At 63.3% G+C, this 18,739-nt stretch carries 16 protein-coding genes; 11 read left to right on the plus strand and 5 right to left on the minus strand.

The annotated features are described in order from the left end of the window. The first annotated feature begins 42 nt into the window (after positions 1-42). The 8 genes from OQE56_RS06820 to secF all read left to right on the plus strand — a co-directional run bounded on the left by OQE56_RS06820 (position 43) and on the right by secF (position 10,249). Positions 43-744, plus strand: a complete 702-nt coding sequence (locus tag OQE56_RS06820) for an ABC transporter ATP-binding protein (protein ID WP_267222791.1) — start codon at positions 43-45, stop codon at positions 742-744. Further along, positions 741-3,296 (plus strand): ABC transporter permease, encoded by a 2,556-nt coding sequence (locus OQE56_RS06825; RefSeq protein ID WP_267222794.1) that lies wholly within the window; start codon positions 741-743, stop codon positions 3,294-3,296. Before OQE56_RS06820 ends, OQE56_RS06825 begins: the two co-directional genes overlap by 4 nt. Continuing rightward, the gene (locus OQE56_RS06830; protein WP_267222795.1) at positions 3,296-4,402 is read left to right on the plus strand and encodes a lipocalin-like domain-containing protein; all 1,107 of its coding nucleotides are present in this window, start codon (positions 3,296-3,298) and stop codon (positions 4,400-4,402) included. Before OQE56_RS06825 ends, OQE56_RS06830 begins: the two co-directional genes overlap by 1 nt. A gap of 96 nt (positions 4,403-4,498) precedes the next feature. After that, a complete protein-coding gene (gene queA / locus OQE56_RS06835) occupies positions 4,499-5,527 on the plus strand; it encodes a tRNA preQ1(34) S-adenosylmethionine ribosyltransferase-isomerase QueA (protein WP_267222797.1) in 1,029 nt (342 codons plus the stop codon). Between the two features lie 78 nt (positions 5,528-5,605). Further along, complete coding sequence (gene tgt / locus OQE56_RS06840) at positions 5,606-6,733, plus strand: tRNA guanosine(34) transglycosylase Tgt (protein WP_267222799.1); 1,128 nt, start codon at positions 5,606-5,608, stop codon at positions 6,731-6,733. A 246-nt stretch (positions 6,734-6,979) separates the two neighbouring features. Next, on the plus strand, positions 6,980-7,306 hold the full coding sequence (gene yajC, locus OQE56_RS06845) for a preprotein translocase subunit YajC (protein ID WP_425601603.1): 327 nt from the start codon (positions 6,980-6,982) through the stop codon (positions 7,304-7,306). Positions 7,307-7,395: 89 nt separating this feature from the next. Then, positions 7,396-9,267, plus strand: coding sequence for a protein translocase subunit SecD (gene secD, locus OQE56_RS06850; RefSeq protein WP_267222803.1), 1,872 nt, complete (start codon positions 7,396-7,398; stop codon positions 9,265-9,267). A 16-nt stretch (positions 9,268-9,283) separates the two neighbouring features. After that, the gene (gene secF, locus OQE56_RS06855; RefSeq protein ID WP_267222804.1) at positions 9,284-10,249 is read left to right on the plus strand and encodes a protein translocase subunit SecF; all 966 of its coding nucleotides are present in this window, start codon (positions 9,284-9,286) and stop codon (positions 10,247-10,249) included. 151 nt (positions 10,250-10,400) lie between these two features. Here secF and OQE56_RS06860 read toward each other — a convergent pair whose 3' ends face one another. The 5 genes from OQE56_RS06860 to OQE56_RS06880 form a co-directional block, all read right to left on the minus strand. After that, positions 10,401-11,516, minus strand: coding sequence for a sterol desaturase family protein (locus OQE56_RS06860; RefSeq protein ID WP_267222806.1), 1,116 nt, complete (start codon positions 11,514-11,516; stop codon positions 10,401-10,403). Positions 11,517-11,654: 138 nt separating this feature from the next. Next, the gene (gene murU / locus OQE56_RS06865) at positions 11,655-12,362 is read right to left on the minus strand and encodes an N-acetylmuramate alpha-1-phosphate uridylyltransferase MurU (RefSeq protein WP_267222808.1); all 708 of its coding nucleotides are present in this window, start codon (positions 12,360-12,362) and stop codon (positions 11,655-11,657) included. A gap of 142 nt (positions 12,363-12,504) precedes the next feature. Further along, a complete protein-coding gene (locus OQE56_RS06870; protein ID WP_267222809.1) occupies positions 12,505-13,518 on the minus strand; it encodes an aminoglycoside phosphotransferase family protein in 1,014 nt (337 codons plus the stop codon). A gap of 617 nt (positions 13,519-14,135) precedes the next feature. Continuing rightward, on the minus strand, positions 14,136-15,470 hold the full coding sequence (locus OQE56_RS06875) for an ammonium transporter (RefSeq protein WP_267222811.1): 1,335 nt from the start codon (positions 15,468-15,470) through the stop codon (positions 14,136-14,138). Next, positions 15,460-15,798, minus strand: coding sequence for a P-II family nitrogen regulator (locus OQE56_RS06880; protein ID WP_267223400.1), 339 nt, complete (start codon positions 15,796-15,798; stop codon positions 15,460-15,462). Before OQE56_RS06880 ends, OQE56_RS06875 begins: the two co-directional genes overlap by 11 nt. A 329-nt stretch (positions 15,799-16,127) precedes the next feature. Here OQE56_RS06880 and OQE56_RS06885 point away from each other — a divergent pair, with 329 nt between their 5' ends. From OQE56_RS06885 to OQE56_RS06895, 3 genes are read left to right on the plus strand one after another with little or no spacing between them, the layout of a single operon-like run. Continuing rightward, on the plus strand, positions 16,128-16,562 hold the full coding sequence (locus tag OQE56_RS06885) for an SUF system Fe-S cluster assembly regulator (RefSeq protein ID WP_267222813.1): 435 nt from the start codon (positions 16,128-16,130) through the stop codon (positions 16,560-16,562). Positions 16,563-16,606: 44 nt separating this feature from the next. Then, on the plus strand, positions 16,607-18,085 hold the full coding sequence (sufB, locus tag OQE56_RS06890; protein ID WP_267222815.1) for a Fe-S cluster assembly protein SufB: 1,479 nt from the start codon (positions 16,607-16,609) through the stop codon (positions 18,083-18,085). Continuing rightward, complete coding sequence (locus tag OQE56_RS06895; protein WP_267222817.1) at positions 18,082-18,720, plus strand: class I SAM-dependent methyltransferase; 639 nt, start codon at positions 18,082-18,084, stop codon at positions 18,718-18,720. Before sufB ends, OQE56_RS06895 begins: the two co-directional genes overlap by 4 nt. Positions 18,721-18,739: the final 19 nt, after the last annotated feature.

Consider the following 18,739-nt stretch of genomic DNA (forward strand, 5'->3'; position numbering starts at 1 on the left):
GCGGGCACAATACCGGCGGGAAAGACAACCTGCCGAGCCGCTATGCGCCCTGCCAAGCCAAGCGCTTCTCCCTCCCTCGAATGCCGTGGTCTCTCGAAGCATTACGGTAGCGGCCGCGTGGTGCTTGCCGGGCTCGATTTCGTGCTCGGCGAGGGAGAGTTTGTGGCGGTCATGGGGGACTCCGGCGTCGGCAAGTCGACCTTGCTGCATCTGATCGCAGGGCTCGATGTGGCCGACAGCGGCGAGGTGCTGATCGACGGCGAGCCGGTTTTGAGTCTGTCCGACGATGACGCCACGCGTCTGCGGCGCCAAAAGCTTGGTTTTGTATTTCAGGCGTTTCACGTGCTGCCGCATTTGACGCTTTACCAAAACGTGGCCGTGCCGCTGCTGTTGAACAACCTTTCTCCAACGCCTGCGCACGACATGCTCGCTGCCGTTGGCCTGGGCGGACGCGGAAACGACATGCCGCGTGAGCTCTCGGGCGGCGAGTTGCAGCGCGTAGCGATTGCGCGCGCGCTGGTGCATCGGCCGCGCCTGATTCTTGCGGACGAACCCACCGGCAACCTCGATCCGCAGACCGCGCACGAAGTGCTCGAATTGCTCCGTGCCGAAATCAAGGCGACGCGCGCGGCCGCCGTGATGGTGACGCATTCAGAGGCTGCCGCCGCCTTTGCCGATAGGGTGCTGATCCTGAGTCAGGGCGCGCTGCATGACCGGGCTCGGAAAGCAACGGCGGCGCGATGAGCACGCCGAAGACGGGTCGCGGCCTGACCACGCTTGCGCGCTGGATGCTCGGTGCGCAATGGCGTAGCCATCGGGGCCGGGCACTGGTCGCCATGGTGACCATCGCGCTTGGCGTGGGGCTGGGATACGCGGTGTATCTCATCAATGGCGCGGCCTTCAACGAGTTTTCAGCCGCCGCACGCAGCCTCTCGGGTCAGGCCGACTTGCAGGTGCGCGGCGCGCAGCCTTTCATGGATGAAGCCATTTATCCACGACTTGCCATGCGCGTTGGCGTGACGGCGGCGAGTCCGGTGCTCGAAGTCGACGTGGCCCTACCCGGCAAGAGCACCACACTCAAGGTGCTTGGCATGGACGCGTTTCGCGCCAGGCGCATGACACCCGATCTCGTCAGCATACCGTCGTCGCAGGCGATGCTCGACGTACTTGCCGATGATGCTCTGTTTCTCTCTCCGTCCGCGAAAGCGTGGCTAGGTGCGCAGGACGGCGCTCATGTCACGTTGCTGGGTGGTACGTCGCCCATCACGCTGCGCGTGGCGGGCGGCATCTTGCGCGCAAGGCCGGGGCAGCGCATCGGGGTGATGGATATTGCTGCGGTACAGACGCACTTTCATCTCCAGGGCAAACTTTCGCATGTGGACCTGCAGCTTGCGCGCGGCGTTGATAGCGACGCCTTTCGACAAGCGCTACAAAGCGAGCTTGGGACACATCTGGTGGTGGACGCACCGTCTGACGTCGAGAGCCGTACTGATCGGCTATCGCGTGCCTATCGCATCAATATGAACGTGCTTGCGTTGATGGCGCTGTTTACCGGTGCGTTTCTTGTGTTTGCGACCCAAGCGGCCGGTGTGGTGCGTCAGCGCGCGCAGCTAGCCATGCTACGCGTGCTCGGCATGACGCGAATGGATCTGGTAAGGCAGATTCTGCTGGAAGGTGGGTTGCTAGGACTTGGAGGCGGCGTGCTCGGCATCGCGCTCGGCTTCATGGTGGCGGCGCTGGCGCTACGCGTATTTGGTGGTGACCTCGGCGGTGGGTACTTTCCTGGCGTCGAACCGCGTGTCGCCTTTGAGCCGATCGCGAGCGCCATTTTCCTACTGCTCGGCGTTGGCGTGGCACTTGCGGGATCGCTCGTACCCGCGTTGGAGGCAGCGAAGGCGCAGCCTGCGCCCGCGCTGAAGGCAGGCAGCGAGGAGCTCGCGCTGGCGCCGTTTGGCACGCCTTGGCCAGCGCTCGCATGCCTTGTGGTTGGCGTCGCGCTCGCGCTCGTGCCGCCGGTCAACGGCGTGCCTGTCGCTGGATATGGAGCCATGGCGCTCTTGCTTGTGGGTGCCATCGCGCTGATGCCACGCCTTACCGCCATGGTATTTCGCAGGGCGAGCGCACGCCGGGTCGCGCGGCAAGGCAATGTCGCGACGATGCTGGCGCTCGCGCGTCTGGCGAACGCGCCGGGGCAGGCGTCGATCGCGATGGGAGGCGTGCTTTCGAGCTTTGCGCTGATTGTCGCGATGGCCATCATGGTGGCGAGCTTTCGTGTGTCGGTAGAGCATTGGCTGGCGCACCTGCTGTCCGCCGACATCTACGGACGCGTCGTGCAGGGTGGCGATGCCGCTGGCTTACGACCCGATCAGCAGGCGCAAGTGGCGGCCGTGGGCGGTATTGCGCATGTGGCGTTTGCGCGCGTGTCGAGATTGACACTCGACGTGGCAAAGCCGCCGGTTGCGCTGATCGCGCGTGAGCTGGACGCCGCTGACCCTGATGCCACGCTGCAAATGACTGGCAACGTGCTTCAGCCAACTTCGTGGCATAGCGGCGAGACACCTGTGTGGGCCTCGGAGGCGATGGTGGATCTCTATGGCTATCGCCTGGGGCAGCGGCTGGAGCTGCCGGTCGGTGGGAGGGGCGAACGATTCGTGGTGGCGGGTATCTGGCGTGACTATGTGCGCCAGACAGGGGCTCTGCAGATGCGCGTGGCGGACTATCGGCGCCTCACGGGTGATGTCAGCGCAACCGATATGTCTATCACGCTGCGCCCGAGTACTACTGCCACGCAGGTGATCCATGCGTTGAAGAAGCTGCCGTTTGGCGATGCACTGGAGTTTTCGCAGCCCGGTGAGATACGCGCGCGCACCTTGACCACGTTCGACCGCGCCTTTGCCGTGACGTATCTTTTGGAGGCGGTGGCCATGGTCATTGGCCTGTTTGGTGTCGGCGCGACGTTCTCCACGCAGGCGCTTGCACGCGCACATGAGTTCGGCATGCTGCGGCATGTCGGCGTAACGGTGCGGCAAATACTGGCGATGATTGCGGCCGAAGCCGGATGGCTCACGTTGCTGGGCATAGCGATGGGCTGCGCGCTCGGCTTTGCGATCAGTCTGATTCTGGTGTTCGTGGTCAATCCGCAATCGTTTCACTGGAGCATTTCGCTGCATGTGCCGTGGGCAGAGATCGTGATGATCGGTTGCGCGATGCTGGTGTCGTCGTGCGTGACGGCAGTGCTTGCCGGGCATCGGGCCGTTTCGATGGATGCGGTGCGCGCGGTGCGGGAGGACTGGTGATGCGCTGGCTTTGGGGAGCGCTGTTTTTCGCGGCAACGGCATGGGCCGGGGCAGCGCAGGTTGCCGATGTGACGCCGGGGCGAGCGATCGACTGGCCGAAAGATAGCGGCGCGCATCCCGCCTATCGCATCGAATGGTGGTACGTCACCGGTTGGCTTGAGACGCCGGATCATCAACCTCTCGGCTTTCAGGTGACGTTTTTCCGCTCGGGCACGACTCATGAGGCGAAGGGTGGAGAGGATGTGAGCGCGTTCGATCCGTCGCAATTGATCATTGCGCACGTGGCGCTCGCCGACCCAGCGTATGGCCGGCTCGTGCATGATCAGAACATTGCGCGTCAGGGCTTTGGCCTGGCGTACGCGAAGGTCGGCCAAACCGATCTCAGGCTCGATACCTGGCACATGACGCGCGCGCCGGACGGCACCTATACGGTGGTGGCCGATGCCACGGGCCTGGCGCTTCATATCACGCTGACGCCCACGCAACCGCTCATGTTGCAGGGCGAACAAGGCTACTCGCGCAAGGGGCCGCTCGCGGGACAGGCGAGTTACTACTACAGCGAACCGCAATTGAAGGTGCACGGCAGCGTGAGGCGGCCCTCGGCAACCGGCGCGGCGAGCGAAAGCGTGGCCGTGACGGGCCATGCCTGGCTGGATCACGAATGGTCGAATTCGTTGATGACCGCCGGTACGGCGGGCTGGGATTGGTTTGGCGCGAATCTCGACGATGGCGCGGCGCTGACGGCATTTCGGGTGCGCGACAGCGGCGGGCATGTCATCTGGGCGCACGCGACGCTGCGCGATCGCGACGGCCACACGACGCAGTTTGGGCCGGCTGAGGTGGAGTTCATACCTGAGCGTCAGTGGCGGTCACCCCGCACGGATTCGGTTTACCCCGTGGCGTTCCAGGTGCGCATGGGCGCTATGCGCTGGCATGTGAGCCCGCTTATCGACGATCAGGAGCTTGATGCGCGCGAATCAACGTTCATGGTGTACTGGGAAGGCGCGGTCACGCTGACAGGCGACGGCGCCAGCGCAGGCAGGCGGGGGCGCGGCTATCTTGAGCTGACGGGCTATACCAGGAACGCCACGCTGCAAGCGTGGTAGCGCCGCTGGGGCATCGCTCCGGGGCCGTTTTGGCGTGCGCGGGCTCAGCAGGAGGCTTTGCGCGATAATGGCGCATTCGATGCCACGATCCCCGCCGTGAAGAAGACCGATTTCGATTTTGAACTCCCGCCCGAGCTGATTGCCCAGGCGCCGCTGGCTGAGCGTTCGGCCAGTCGCCTGTTGGTGCTCGATGTGGATGCGCAGACGCGGCAGGACCGCATGTTCCGCGATCTGCCATCGTTCCTGCGCGAGGGCGACTTGCTGGTGTTCAACGATACCCGCGTGCTTCCGGCGCGTCTGTACGGCCGCAAGGAGTCCGGCGGCGCGGTGGAGATCCTGATCGAACGCGTTACCGGCACCCATGAAGCCACCGTGCAGCTGGGTGTGAGCAAGAAGCCGAAAGAGGGTGGCCGCATCGAGCTGGCGGATGGTAGCCATGCCGTGGTACTGGGGCGTGACGGGCCGTTTTTCCGTCTGCGCTTCGAATCGCCCGATCCGCTGGAGCGATTGCTGCTGAAGCTCGGTGAGATGCCGTTGCCGCCCTACATCGAGCGCCATGCGGACGCGAGCGATATGGAGCGCTACCAGACCGTGTTCGCCCGCGAGCCCGGTGCGGTGGCGGCGCCAACGGCGGGCCTGCACTTCGACGAGGCGACGCTGGCCCTGCTGCGTGAACGTGGTATCCAGTTTGGTTACGTGACCTTGCACGTGGGCGCCGGCACGTTTCAGCCGGTGCGCGCGGACGACATCAAGGATCACCAGATGCACCGCGAATGGCTCAATGTCGGCGCGAGCCTGGTGGAGCAGATGCGCCGCACGCGTGCCGCCGGCGGCCGTGTGATTGCCGTGGGCACCACCGTGGTGCGCGCGCTGGAGAGCGCCAGCCGCGATGGCGTACTGCAGCCGTTCGCGGGTGAAACGCAGATCTTCATCTTCCCTGGCTACAAATTCAGCAGCATCGATGGCCTGCTGACCAATTTCCACCTGCCGCAATCGACCTTGCTGATGCTGGTGTCCGCGCTGGCGGGGCGCGATTTCATGCTGGCGTCGTACCGGCATGCGGTGGAGCAGAAGTACCGCTTCTTCTCGTATGGCGATGCCATGCTGATCTTGCCCAAGGCCTGAGAGGCGTCACTTCCTCTGCTGGGAGCAGTTTTTTGGGGCGTCAGAGCACGAAATCGCCGGACAGGCGATAATTGCCCCATGACTTCCCTGACTTTCGAACTCCAGGCCACCGACGGCGCGGCCCGTCGCGGCCGTCTCACATTTGACCGCGGCACGGTGGAAACCCCGGCCTTCATGCCGGTCGGCACCTATGGCTCCGTGAAGGCGATGACGCCGCGCGATATCCGCGAGGTCGGCGCTGAGATCATCCTGGGCAATACGTTCCACCTCTACCTCCGCCCCGGACTCGAGGTCATCGAGCAGTTCGGTGGCCTGCACAAGTTCATCGGCTGGGACAAGCCGATCCTCACGGACTCGGGCGGCTTCCAGGTGTTCTCACTCGCGCACAAGCGCAAGATCACCGAGGAAGGCGTGGCGTTTGCCTCGCCGGTGGACGGCTCGAAGGTGTTTCTGTCGCCGGAAGAATCGATGCGCATCCAGAAGGTGCTCGATTCCGATATCGCGATGATCTTCGACGAGTGCACGCCGTATCCGGCCACGGAAAAAGTGGCATCCACGTCGATGGAGTTGAGCCTGCGCTGGGCCGAGCGCTCGCGCCGCGCCTTCAATGACCTCAAGAATCCCAATGCGCTGTTCGGCATCGTGCAGGGCAGCGTGTATGAAAACCTGCGCCGGCGCTCGGCGGAAGGGTTGGTGAATATCGGTTTCGATGGCTACGCCGTGGGTGGTCTCGCCGTGGGAGAGCCCGAGGCCGAGCGCAACCACACGCTGGACTTCACCGTACCCCTGCTGCCCGCCGACAGGCCGCGCTATTTGATGGGCGTGGGCCGTCCGGAAGATATCGTGGAAGCCGTGCGCCGCGGCATCGACATGTTTGATTGCGTCATGCCCACGCGCAACGCGCGCAACGGATTCCTGTTTACCTCCGAAGGCACGCTGCGCATCCGCAATGCCAAGTACGCCCTGGATACCCGGGTGATCGAGGAGGGCTGCGACTGCTATGCCTGCAGCAACGGGTTCAGCAGGGCCTACCTGCGGCACCTTGACCGCTGCAACGAGATTCTCGGCAGCCAGCTCGCCACCATGCACAACCTGCGTCACTACCAGCGCCTGATGGCCGGTCTTCGCGAGGCTATTGCCGCCGGCCAGCTGGACGACTTCGTGGCGGAGTTCTATGCCCGCCGGCAGGGTGGTGTGGCGGCCTGACCTCTTTTGCCCGTCATTCCGGCCTACGTCGGGATGATGGGTAGGTGGTTTGGCGGAACCTTTCACGCCCCGCCCCGGTCCAGCCCCTTGGAATCGGCCTTCACCGACGCCAGAACCCTTGGCGGGCGGGCCTTGTGACGCATGCAGGGTCCGGGGGCGCGTGGCATAATCCACGATCTTTTATCAGGTGCCGACAGAAATTCCTGTAGGTACCGCTACTTGCGAGACAAGCTGATGAACCTTCCGATGTCTTTCGTGATCGCTCAGGCCGCTCCGGCTGCCGGTGGCGCCGCGGCGAACCCGATCATGACCTTCCTGCCGCTGATCCTGCTGTTCGTGGTGTTCTACTTCCTGATGATCCGCCCGCAGATGAAGCGTCAGAAGGAGCATCGCCAGATGGTCTCGGCGCTCTCCAAGGGCGACGAAGTGGTCACCAACGGCGGCATCGCCGGCAAGGTGGATGAAGTAGGTGAGAGCTTCATCACGGTCGAAATCGCACCGAACGTGAAGATCAAGCTGCAGAAGGGCGCCGTGCAGCAGGTGCTGCCCAAGGGCACGCTCAAGTCGTCCTGACGACTCGCCGGGGTTGAGGGGCCCCGGGTACCCACGACGCATTGCTCGCCGCGGCGGCCTCACGCTGCGGCATTTGACGGATTCAAGGCATGAGTGATTTTCCACGCTGGAAATATGCGCTGGTCGCCATCGTATTGGCGTTTGGCATCATCTACGCGTTGCCAAACGTGTTTCTGCCGGTGCCTGCCGTGCAGATCACGGCCAATCGCAACGGCACGGTTGACCAGGCGCTTCAACAGAAGGTGTCCGATGCCCTGACGAAGGCGAACGCCGCCAGCACGGGTATCGAGCTGAAGAACGACCATCTGCTGGCCAGCTTCGCCAACCCGGATGTGCAGAAGAGCGCTTCCGACGCCATCAAGGCGGCGCTGGGCGACGACTACACCGTGGCGTTCAACCTCAAGTCCACCGTGCCGGGCTGGCTCACCGCCATTGGCGCCAAGTCGATGCCGCTGGGTCTGGACTTGCAGGGCGGCGTGCACTTCCTCATGCAGGTCGATCAGGACGACGTGATCGACAAGCAGGAAACGCGCTATGCGGACGACATCCGCAGCCTGCTGCGCGAAAAGAACATTCGCTATGACTCGGTGGTGCGCAACGCGCAGCGCGGGCAGGGCGTGTCGGTGGTGCTGAAGTCCGCCGCGGATCGCACTGCGGCGACCAACGCCATCGCCGTCGAGTACCCCGACCTGGCTCTGCGTGAAGGCACCGACACCGGCGACCGCTTCCCGCTCAATGCCTCGGTGCGTCCGGACAAGCTGCGCGAGCTGGGGCTCAACACCATTCGCCAGAACCTTGCCACGCTGCGCAACCGTATCAACGCGCTGGGCGTGTCCGAGCCGGTCATCCAGCAGCAGGGCGACAGCCGCATCGTGGTCGAGCTGGCTGGCGTGCAGGACACGGCCGAGGCCAAGAAGATCATCGGTGCCACCGCCACGCTGGAATACCGTGCAGGCTACGGCACGCCGCAGCAGGCCATGGACGCTGCGCGCAGCGGCATCGTTCCGCCGGATGCGCGCCTCTATAAGGATCACGACGGTCGTCCCTACCTGCTGAGCAAGAACATCATCGTCACCGGCGACCAGCTGGTGGATGCTTCCTCCAGCTTCGACCAGCAGAGCGGCACGCCGGCCGTGTCGGTGACGCTCAATGCCGCCGGCGCCAAGAAGATGCTGGACTTCACCACCGGCAGCGTCGGCAAGCCGATGGGCGTGGTGTACGTGGAGCGCGTCGTCGAAACCAAGACGGTCGACGGCAAGGAAGTGCGCACGCCCAAGATCACTGAGGAAGTGATCAACTACGCCACCATCAACGGCGTGTTCGGCAAGAACTTCCAGACCACCGGCCTGCGCAGCCCGAAGGAAGCCTCCGAGCTGGCTCTGCTGCTCAAGGGCGGTTCGCTGGCTGCACCGGTGGATATCGTCGAAGAGCGCGTGATCGGCCCCAGCCTGGGTCAGGACAACATCCAGAAGGGTCTGCGTGCGGTGATGCTCGGCCTCGCGCTGGTGCTGCTGGCCGCTGCCATCTACTACAAGCTTTTCGGCCTGGTGGCCGACGTGGCGCTGTTCTTCAACCTGGTGATTCTGGTTGCGGTGATGTCGGCCATCGGCGTCACGCTGACCATGCCGGGTATCGCCGGTATCGTGCTCACGCTGGGTATGGCCATCGACGCGAACGTGCTCATCTGCGAACGCATCCGCGAAGAATTGCGCAACGGCTCCACGCCGCTGGCTGCCATCCGCGCTGGTTACGACAAGGCGTGGGCCACCATTCTCGACGCCAACGTCACCCACCTGATCGCCGCGCTGGCGCTGACCACGATGGGCTCGGGCCCGATCAAGGGCTTCGGCGTGACGCTGCTGATCGGTATTCTGACCTCGATGTTCACCTCCGTTACCGTCACGCACGCGATCACCGCGCTGATTCACGGTCATCGCAAGCTCAAGACGCTGTCGGTCTGAAGAGGAACAGGCACACATGGAAATCTTCAACCACAACGCAAACGTGAACTTCCTCGGCATGAGGAAGTTCAGTGTCGGCATCGCCATCCTGCTGATGATCGCCTCCATCGCGCTCATCGCCGTGAAGGGCCTCAACTACGGTCTCGATTTCACCGGCGGTGTATCGCTGGTGGCCGAGTACGATCAGCCGGTCCAGGTCGGTGAAGTGCGTGAAGCCCTGGAGAAGGGCGGCATGGAACACGCCATCGTGCAGAGCCTCGGCGGCACCAAGGAAATCTCCATCCGCCTGCAGCCGAAGGACGATCCGAACTCGGGCGTGGCCACTGGCGGCAAGGTCGACCTGGGCAAGATCGCCGACGACGTCACCAAGACGTTGCAGGCCGTACGCCCAGACGCCAAGCTCAAGAGCCGCGACTACGTGGGTTCCGCCGTCGGTGAAGAGCTGCGTAGCGACGGTATCGTCGCCGCCGTCGTGGTGGTGCTCGGCATCGGCCTGTACCTCGGCATCCGCTTCGAGTGGCGCTTTGCCGTGGCTGCCATCGTTACCGAGTTCCACGACGCCCTGGTGACTGTGGGTATCTTCGCGCTGGTGCAGCGTGAGTTCGACCTCACCGTGCTCGCATCGGTACTGGCGGTGATCGGTTACTCCATCAACGACAAAGTGGTGGTGTTCGACCGCGTGCGAGAACTGTTCCGTCTGGCCCGCAAGGCCGAGCCGGAAGAGATTCTCAACCGCTCGATCAACAACACGCTGTCGCGAACCATCATCACCGCGCTGTTCACCGCCATCACCATGGCCGCGCTGTACTTCTATGGTGGTCCGGCGGTGCATGGCTTTGCCATCACCATGCTGATCGGCATCCTGGTGGGTACGCTGTCCTCGATCTTCGTGGCCAGCCCCATCCTGCTGTGGCTGGGTGTGTCCAAGCAGGATCTGATGCCCAAGACCAAGGAAAACCCGGAGCTGGCGCGCCGTCCGTAAGCGCCAACGGGGTGACAGGAAAAGAAAAGGCCCGGGAATCCCGGGCCTTTTTGTTTGCCTGATGGGGTTGCCATCTGCCGCCAGGCACAGCGAGTTGCCACGTTGCCCTGCGGTGATACCTGCCGCAGGCGGGTGGCGAAGGTGCCGCAGCTCAGGCCGTTTCGGTGGCTTCGCGTGCTTCGGTGGCGTCCCCCGATGTTTCGTGCGGGCCATGTGCCTGTTGAAAGACGTGATGCCCCAGCGCATGCAGGTCGAGCTGGTCGACCGGGATCGGTTCGTAGTTGGGCCCGAACGCCACTTCACCGAACTTCCAGCCGGCAGGGCGGCGCACCGCGCCCCAGAAGCGCTTGAACGCATTCCAGTGCAGGCCGATCAGGTTGTGGTTGTTGTCGTCGTCCACCATCGGGTCACCCACGCCGGTCGGGCGTAGCGGCTCGTTATAAAGCGCCGTACCGAAGATCACGTCCCAGATGGACAGCACCTGGCCAAAGTTGCAGTTGTGCAGCTTCGGGCGGGTGGGATCGACGAGCATGTGGTGCAGACGGTGGAACTTCGGCGCCACAAACAGACGGCCAAACACCGGGCCAAAATCGATGCGCACGTTGGCATGCGAGAAGTTCTGCACCAGCTCGCCCAATAGCACCAGCCACGCGAACTGTTCCGGTTCCACGCCCATCACGATACCGACGCTGGCGAGGATCATCGACTGCAGGAAGCCATCGATCAGGCTGCCGCGGTCATTGGTCCAGCAGCTCATCTGACGGGTGCTGTGGTGCATGCTGTGCAGCGCCCACCACCACGGCAGCGCGTGCTGCAGGCGGTGCATCCAGTAGTACACCAGGTCGTAGACGAGGTAGTAACAACCGAACAGCAGCCACGGGTGCTGCTTCAGCCAGGGCACCCAGTGGGTGAGGGCGAGCGGTGAGACGCTGGCATCGCTGGGGCCGGTATCCGGGCCACCGAAGTAGGTGGCAATCGGCGTGAGTATCAGATAGCTGAAGATGGGGAAGATGCCCACCAGCATCAGTACGGTGTATTGAAAGTCGACCGCGGTCAGCTTGCGGTCCGCCCATTTTTCCGCCGGCATGACGCTTTCCAGCGGACGGAAAATAAGGCCGATGATGCACAGCTGGAGCGCGGCGATCAGCAGCGAGGCGGAGATGTCGTTGGGGTCGCCGGCCAACCCTTCGAGGTGCAGATATTGCAGCACCGGAAGCACGCCGTGGCTGGCAAACCAGCTGACCAGATGGGACCACAATTCAGACATCGCCAACACCTTGCAGGAGAACAATACGGCCCTGTAGGTGAGAGTCTCGACGCGGTGCGTTCTACAGAACCGGGCGGTTTAGGATACCGCCGGTGCCCCGTGGCATCCACCCGGCAAAATTTTGCGCACAGCTACCTTTCACCCATCTAGCAGGCGTTCGTTGAGCTCTTGCAGGCGCTGCGGCGTACCCACGTCGGTCCAGGCGCCATGGAAATGACTGCCGTGGAGCTGCCCTTGCGTCATGGCCCGTTCCAGCAGGCGCCTCAGTTTGAAGCGTGGCGGTTGCTGCTGTGCGCCCTCGTCGTGGATCACGTCACGCCAGCCGGTGAGCAGTTCGTGGCGAAACACGCCGATGCCGCTGTAGGTCAGGCCGCTCGATGCCTTGTCGTCATGCAGCACGCCGTGCTCATCGAGTCGGAAGTCGCCCTTCGGGTGATGGGGCGGGTTGTCCACCATCAGCAAGTGAGCGAGTCCGCGTGGTTCGGTGGGTAATGCGGCGAAATCCGCATCGGTCCAGACATCACCGCTGATCACCAGAAATGGTTCCGGCCCGAGCAGAGGGAGCGCATTGAGCATGCCGCCACCTGTCTCCAGCGGCGTCGGGCCTTCGTACGCGTAGCGGATGCGCAACCCCCAGCGCGAACCGTCGCCTAGCGTGTCGGGAAACTGGTCGGCGAGATGCGAGGTGTTGATCACCACGTAATGCACGTCCATGGCAGCAAGCTTTTCGAGGTGCCACTCGATGAGCAGCTTGCCACCGACGCTCAGCAGCGGTTTCGGCGTGTGATTGGTGAGCGGGCGCATGCGCTCGCCGAGACCGGCGGCGAAGATCAGGGCGTGGCGCATGACATTTCCTGGCGCTTCCATGTTTTGCTCGTCATCCCAGCGAAAGCTGGGATCCAGCGACTTACACCACGCAAGAGGAAAAGGCACTGGATCCCAGCTTTCGCTGGGATGACGGTCGTTGGAGACTGAGGTTTGCGGGTGCTCATGCGGCTGCCACTTGCGTCAGATCCCGCCCATTGGCGTGATGCTCCAGCAGTGCGACAAAGTCTGCGAGTTCCGGATAACGCTCTGCCACGGACACCACGTAGTGATACACGCGCGGCACATCGGCGAGATAACCCGGCTTGCCGTCGCGATACCACAACCGATAGAACTGCCCGAGCACGCGGATATGGCGATGCAGTCCGGTGAAGTCGAACCAGCGCAGGAAGCGCTCGCGGCTGATTTTCTCGTCGATCACACCGGCTTGGAGTAATCGCTGCCGATACGACTCCACCCAACCTTCGACGCGCTCGCGCGGCCACACGATGTAGGCATCGCGCAGCAGTGAGGCGAGGTCATAGGTGATGGGGCCGGCGAGGGCGCCCTGGAAATCGATGATGCCCGGGTTGTTGTCGTCAACCACTAGCAGGTTGCGGCTGTGATAGTCGCGATGCACGAAGCAGCGCGGTTGCTCGAGCGCGTTTCGGATGATTGCGCCGAACGCGGCTTCGAGCACATCCCATTCGCCGCAGCTGGGTGTGTGACCCAAGTGCCGTTGCAGAAACCATTCCGGCATCACTTCCAGTCCGCTCACCAACAGCGCGTGATCGAACGGCGGTAGGTCGGCGTAGTCCATGCGTGTCTGCATGCGCAGCAGCGCATCCATGGCATCGCTGTAGAGCTGGTCGGCAGTGTCGTCGTTCAGCGCTGGAAGATAGAGACGATTACCAAGGTCTTCGATCAGCAGAAAGCCTTGTTCCAGGTCCTTGGCGTGCACCGCAGGCACGTGCAGGCCCGCGGCAGCGAGACGCTCACCCATGGCCAGCCAGGGGCGCGGATCCTCCTTCGAGGGCGGCGAGTCCATCACGATCCAGCTTTTTCCGGCGTGATGCGTGCGCCAATAGCTGCGGAAGCTGGCATCAGAGGAGGCGGGCTCGAGGTTGAGCGTGGCGTCACCGAGAGCGGAGCGGGTCCAGGCCAGGCGGGTGGCGGCGCGGTCGGGGAGGGTGGTCATGGCGTGCTGAATGTGGCGATGCCGTGCAGCTTAGCGGTTTTTGGGTTTTTCGCCTCTCAGGAGTGGGGGTTGGGGTGAGCCACCTAACGGTGGTAAAGGTCGGGTGCTCGCAGTAGCGCTCAATCCCCTCACCGTCATCCCTGCGAAGGCAGGGATCCAGTGACTTTGTTCTTGGCTCTGAACATGGCGTTCCCGCCAGCGTGCCGCCTACGCAGCGGGCGTTTCGACCTCCTGCCGGAGGCCGAGTCACTTTTCTTTTGCTGGCCCAAAAGAAAAGTAACCCAAAGAAAATGGCCTCAAGAGCTGGCAGCATTGCGCTGGGATAAGCCCGAACGGTTGAGGATCGTTGTTACTTGGCAACCTCCGCCGCTACACAGCGGGTACTTCCAAGCGCTTCGCAACGCGCCATGGCGGAGAGGACTTAAAGCGGAACGTCGCTTCGCTTCCTCTCGGCATGCACTGTGAACTTCGCGAGGTACCACACTTCTCCCTCTCCCCTTTGGGGAGAGGGCTGGGGTGAGGGGTCAATCTCGCCCCGGTTTCAAATCTGAGTGACGCTCGTTTGAATCCTTCCCGCGAGTACTCTCTTCCCAAAGGGGAGAAGGTGAAGCGAAGCGTCACGAAAGGTTGTATGCCTTCTCTTCATGCAACGCGAGATCAAGGCCAATCAATTCCTGCTCGTCATCCACACGCAGCCCCAGCGTCCAATCGATCAGCTTGAGAATCACCAGGCTGAGCACTGCACTCCACGCCACGGTGAATCCCACACCCTTTGCCTGAATCCACAACTGTCCCCACAGTGATTCGACGGTGCCAAAACCACCCAGCTTGGGCGAGGCGAGTGGGCCGGTGAGCAGAGCACCCACAATGCCGGCGACAGCATGCACGCCGAAAACATCCAGTGAGTCGTCGTAGCCGAGCTTGTGCTTGAGGCGCGTGGCGCTGAAGAAGCAAATGACACCAGCTATCAGGCCAAGCACTAATGCACCACCGGGGCCAGCAGTGCCTGCGGCAGGGGTTACGGCGACCAGTCCCGCTACTGCACCCGAGACGATGCCCAACACGCTGGCCCGTTTGTGCGTGATCCATTCTGCGGCGAGCCAGCCCAGCGCGGCGGCGGCGGTGGCGACTTGGGTAGCCAGCATGGCCATGCCTGCGCTGCCGTTGGCGGCGACTGCGGAACCGGCGTTAAAGCCAAACCAGCCCAGCCACAACAGGCTGGCACCCATCACGGTGTAGCCGAGGTTGTGTGGCGGCATCGGCACGTTGGGGTAACCGCGGCGCTTGCCGATCACCAGACACGCGATGAGGCCGGCGATACCCGCGTTGATGTGCACCACGGTGCCACCGGCGAAATCCAGCACGCCCAGGTCGCCCAGCAATGAACCCGGGCCGCTCCACACCATGTGCGCCACTGGCAGGTAAACGATGGTCAGCCATAGACCGCTGAACCAAAGCAATGCGCTGAACTTCATGCGTTCGGCGAACGCGCCGATGATGAGCGCGGGCGTGATGATGGCGAAGGTGAGCTGGAACATTACGTACACGCTCTCCGGCACCGTCTGGTAGCGCGAGTCCGGCTTGAGTCCGCACAGCAGCACGCGATCCAGTCCACCGATGAACGAGTGCAGGTTGGTGACGCCCGCATGCATGCCTTCGGTGCTGAAGGCGAGCGAATAGCCGTAGAGCATCCACAGCACCGTGACCAGCGCAGTGATGGCGAAGCACTGCATCAGGATCGAAAGCAGGTTTTTCGCGCGTACCATGCCGCCGTAGAACAGTGCCAGGCCGGGAATGGTCATCATCAGCACGAGCGCTGTGGCGGTAAGCATCCACGCCGTATCGCCACTGTCGATGTGAGCGGGCGTTGCCGCCTGTGCCCAGGCAGGCGACGTGGCGAGCAGGGCGCCTAGAGCCAGCATCGATTTGGCCGACTTTCCGTCAAAGCGCATCGGCATCGACCTCCTGCGTGCGGATGCGGATGGCGTGCTCCAGTTCGCTGACGAAAATCTTGCCGTCACCGATCTTGCCGGTGCGCGCTGCGCCGATGATGGCCTCGACAGCGTGTTCCAGTTGTTCGTCGGCCACTGCGACTTCCAGCTTCAGCTTGGGCAGGAAATCGACCACGTACTCAGCGCCGCGATACAGCTCGGTGTGCCCGTGCTGGCGACCAAACCCTTTCACCTCCGTGACGGTCATACCCGTCACCCCCGCCTCGGTCAGCGCCTGGCGCACGTCGTCCAATGTGAACGGTTTGATGATGGCCGTGATCCACTTCATCCCCAACGCTCCCCGTGCGATGTCTATGTCGCGGTGCAGCAGGATGCGTGCCATGGAATGACGGAACGGTGCCCGGCGCTCTCGCCGTCATTCCTGCGAAAGCAGGAATCCAGTGCCTTCAATGGGTTGCGGAAAGGCACTGGATCCCGGCCTTCGCCGGGATGACGGTGAGGGAAGGTGTGTACCGGAGGACGGGCACGCCGGTTGCCCAAAAGCGGGGCGTGTACTCAGGCCATCGCCCCCGTTTGGTGCACCGCCGCGGTTTGACCGGCGAGGCTTAAATCAGTACCATTTTAGTCCCGATTCACGCAGTCCCCTGGCCGCTCCCCATGCTTCGTGTCAGCCGCCTCACCGACTACGCCACGGTGGTGATGACCTGCATTGCCGCCCACCCTGACGACGTGCTCAGCACGGCGGAGATCGCCGACGAGACGCGTCTGGAACTCCCCACCGTGAGCAAGCTGCTCAAGTCCCTGGGCCACGCCGGGCTGGTGGAGTCGTTCCGTGGCGTCAACGGCGGCTACCGGCTGTCACGCCCTGCTGGCGAGATCACCCTGGCGCAGATCGTCGAAGCGCTGGAAGGCCCCATCGGCATGACCGAATGCAGCGTCGCCGTCGGCCAGTGCGACCGCGAGTCGCAATGCGGCGTGCGATCCAACTGGCAACACGTCAACCACGTCGTGGACAACGCGCTGCGCGCGGTAAGCCTCTCCGACATGCTCAAACCCCCTAGTCGTCGCATCGACGCCCACCTGATCGGATGACCCGATCTCATCCCGCGACCGCTTTCGACGACACGAAGACCATCATGACTACCGAAACCACCGACCGCAGCGACACCTCCGCCACGCTTCGCGACAACGCCGAAGTCGCCGCCGCGCTGGGCCGCCGCTACGAAGCCGGTTTCGTCACCGACATCGAAACCGACAGCCTGCCGCCTGGCCTGTCCGAAGACATCATTCGCCAGCTCTCCGCGCTCAAACAGGAGCCGGAGTGGATGACGGAATGGCGCCTGCAAGCCTATCGCCACTGGCTCACCATGCCGACGCCGGATTGGGCCAAGCTCAGCCTGAGTCCGATCGACTATCAGGCGATCAGCTACTACGCCGCGCCCAAGCAGGGCCCGAAGTCGCTGGACGAAGTCGATCCGAAGCTGCTGGAAACCTACGAGAAGCTCGGCGTGCCGCTGCACGAGCGCGCCAAGCTGGCCGGCGTCGCCGTGGATGCGGTGTTCGATTCGGTGTCCGTGGGCACCACCTTCCGCAAAGAGCTGGCCGAAGCCGGCGTGATCTTCTGCTCGATGAGCGAAGCGATCCGCGAGCACGGCGAGCTGGTGAAGCAGTATCTGGGCAGCGTGGTGCCGACCGGCGACAACTATTTCGCTGCCTTGAACTCGGCCGTGTTCTCCGACGGCTCGTTCGTATTCATCCCGAAGGGCGTGCGTTGCCCGATGGAACTGAGTACCTACTTCCGCATCAATGCGATCAATACCGGGCAGTTCGAGCGCACCCTGATCGTCGCGGAAGAGGGCGCCTATGTGTCCTACCTCGAAGGCTGCACCGCGCCGATGCGCGACGAGAACCAGCTGCACGCCGCCGTGGTGGAACTGGTTGCGCTGGAAAAGGCGCAGATCAAGTACTCGACGGTGCAGAACTGGTATCCGGGCGACGAGAACGGCGTCGGTGGAATCTACAACTTCGTGACCAAGCGCGGCGATTGCCGTGGCGACGATTCCAAAATTTCGTGGACGCAGGTGGAAACCGGTTCGGCCATCACCTGGAAGTATCCCAGCTGCGTGCTGCGCGGCGACCGTTCGGTGGGCGAGTTCTACTCGGTGGCGCTCACTCACCATCGTCAGCAGGCCGACACCGGCACCAAGATGATCCATATCGGCAAGGGCACCAAGTCAAAGATCGTGTCCAAGGGCATCAGCGCTGGCCGCAGCAACAACAGCTATCGCGGTCTGGTGAAGGTAGAGAAGGGCGCCGAGGGCGCGCGCAACTACACGCAGTGCGATTCGTTGCTGATCGGCAAGAAGTGCGGCGCGCACACCTTCCCGTATATGGAAGTGAAGAACCCCACCGCCATCGTCGAGCACGAGGCGACCACCTCCAAGATTTCCGACGATCAGCTGTTCTATTGCCGTAGCCGCGGCATCGGCGAGGAAGACGCCGTGTCGATGATCGTCGACGGCTTTTGCAAGCAGGTGTTTCGCGAGCTGCCGATGGAGTTCGCCGTGGAAGCCAAGAAGCTGCTGGAAGTGTCGCTGGAAGGTGCGGTGGGATGAGTTCGACCAGGCAAACACACTGGGACACGGTGTACGCCGAGAAGCACGCAGGGCAGACCAGCTGGTTCCGCCCGCGCCTGGACGAATCGCTGCGCCTTATCGACGCGCTGGACGTACCGCGTGATCTGCCCGCGATCGACGTCGGCGGTGGCCGGGCGACGCTGGTGGACGATCTGCTGGCGCGCGACTTTGCCGACGTCAGCGTGCTCGATCTCTCCGCCGTCGCGATGGCGGAAGCGCAGCAACGCCTCGGTGCACTGGCGCATCCGGTGCGCTGGATTGTCGGCGACGTGACGCATCACGAGTTTCCGGCGAGCCACTATGCGCTGTGGCACGATCGCGCCGTATTCCATTTCCTGACCGATGCGGGCGAGCAGTCGCGCTATGTCGCGTCGATCACGCGCGCCATGAGGCCAGGCGGCTATGCCGTCATCGGCACGTTCGCGGCGGATGGCCCGGAGCGTTGCAGCGGACTTCCCGTCGCACGCTACGACGCCGCATCGCTGGCCGCCTTGTTTGAGCCGGCCTTCACCCTGATTACCCACAGCCGCGACGTGCACCACACGCCGTCCGGCAACGAACAAGCGTTCACCTATGTCGTGTTGCAGCGTTGCAACGACGGCACCGGCGTCTGACATCACCTGAGTATCTGAC

The organism is Dyella silvae, assembly GCF_026421305.1.
GTDB classification, from domain to species: domain Bacteria; phylum Pseudomonadota; class Gammaproteobacteria; order Xanthomonadales; family Rhodanobacteraceae; genus Dyella; species Dyella silvae.

Excerpts from the sequence above, each read along its gene's own strand:
- murU (WP_267222808.1), bottom strand. The coding sequence starts at position 12,362 with ATGCGCCACGCCCTGATCTTCGCCGCCGGTCTCGGCGAGCGCATGCGC.
- OQE56_RS06860 (WP_267222806.1), bottom strand. The coding sequence starts at position 11,516 with ATGTCTGAATTGTGGTCCCATCTGGTCAGCTGGTTTGCCAGCCACGGC.
- OQE56_RS06825 (WP_267222794.1), top strand. The coding sequence starts at position 741 with ATGAGCACGCCGAAGACGGGTCGCGGCCTGACCACGCTTGCGCGCTGG.
- OQE56_RS06830 (WP_267222795.1), top strand. The coding sequence starts at position 3,296 with ATGCGCTGGCTTTGGGGAGCGCTGTTTTTCGCGGCAACGGCATGGGCC.
- yajC (WP_425601603.1), top strand. The coding sequence starts at position 6,980 with ATGTCTTTCGTGATCGCTCAGGCCGCTCCGGCTGCCGGTGGCGCCGCG.
- tgt (WP_267222799.1), top strand. The coding sequence starts at position 5,606 with ATGACTTCCCTGACTTTCGAACTCCAGGCCACCGACGGCGCGGCCCGT.
- OQE56_RS06880 (WP_267223400.1), bottom strand. The coding sequence starts at position 15,798 with ATGAAGTGGATCACGGCCATCATCAAACCGTTCACATTGGACGACGTG.
- sufB (WP_267222815.1), top strand. The coding sequence starts at position 16,607 with ATGACTACCGAAACCACCGACCGCAGCGACACCTCCGCCACGCTTCGC.
- secD (WP_267222803.1), top strand. The coding sequence starts at position 7,396 with ATGAGTGATTTTCCACGCTGGAAATATGCGCTGGTCGCCATCGTATTG.
- OQE56_RS06820 (WP_267222791.1), top strand. The coding sequence starts at position 43 with ATGCGCCCTGCCAAGCCAAGCGCTTCTCCCTCCCTCGAATGCCGTGGT.
- OQE56_RS06895 (WP_267222817.1), top strand. The coding sequence starts at position 18,082 with ATGAGTTCGACCAGGCAAACACACTGGGACACGGTGTACGCCGAGAAG.
- OQE56_RS06885 (WP_267222813.1), top strand. The coding sequence starts at position 16,128 with ATGCTTCGTGTCAGCCGCCTCACCGACTACGCCACGGTGGTGATGACC.
- OQE56_RS06870 (WP_267222809.1), bottom strand. The coding sequence starts at position 13,518 with ATGACCACCCTCCCCGACCGCGCCGCCACCCGCCTGGCCTGGACCCGC.
- secF (WP_267222804.1), top strand. The coding sequence starts at position 9,284 with ATGGAAATCTTCAACCACAACGCAAACGTGAACTTCCTCGGCATGAGG.
- OQE56_RS06875 (WP_267222811.1), bottom strand. The coding sequence starts at position 15,470 with ATGCGCTTTGACGGAAAGTCGGCCAAATCGATGCTGGCTCTAGGCGCC.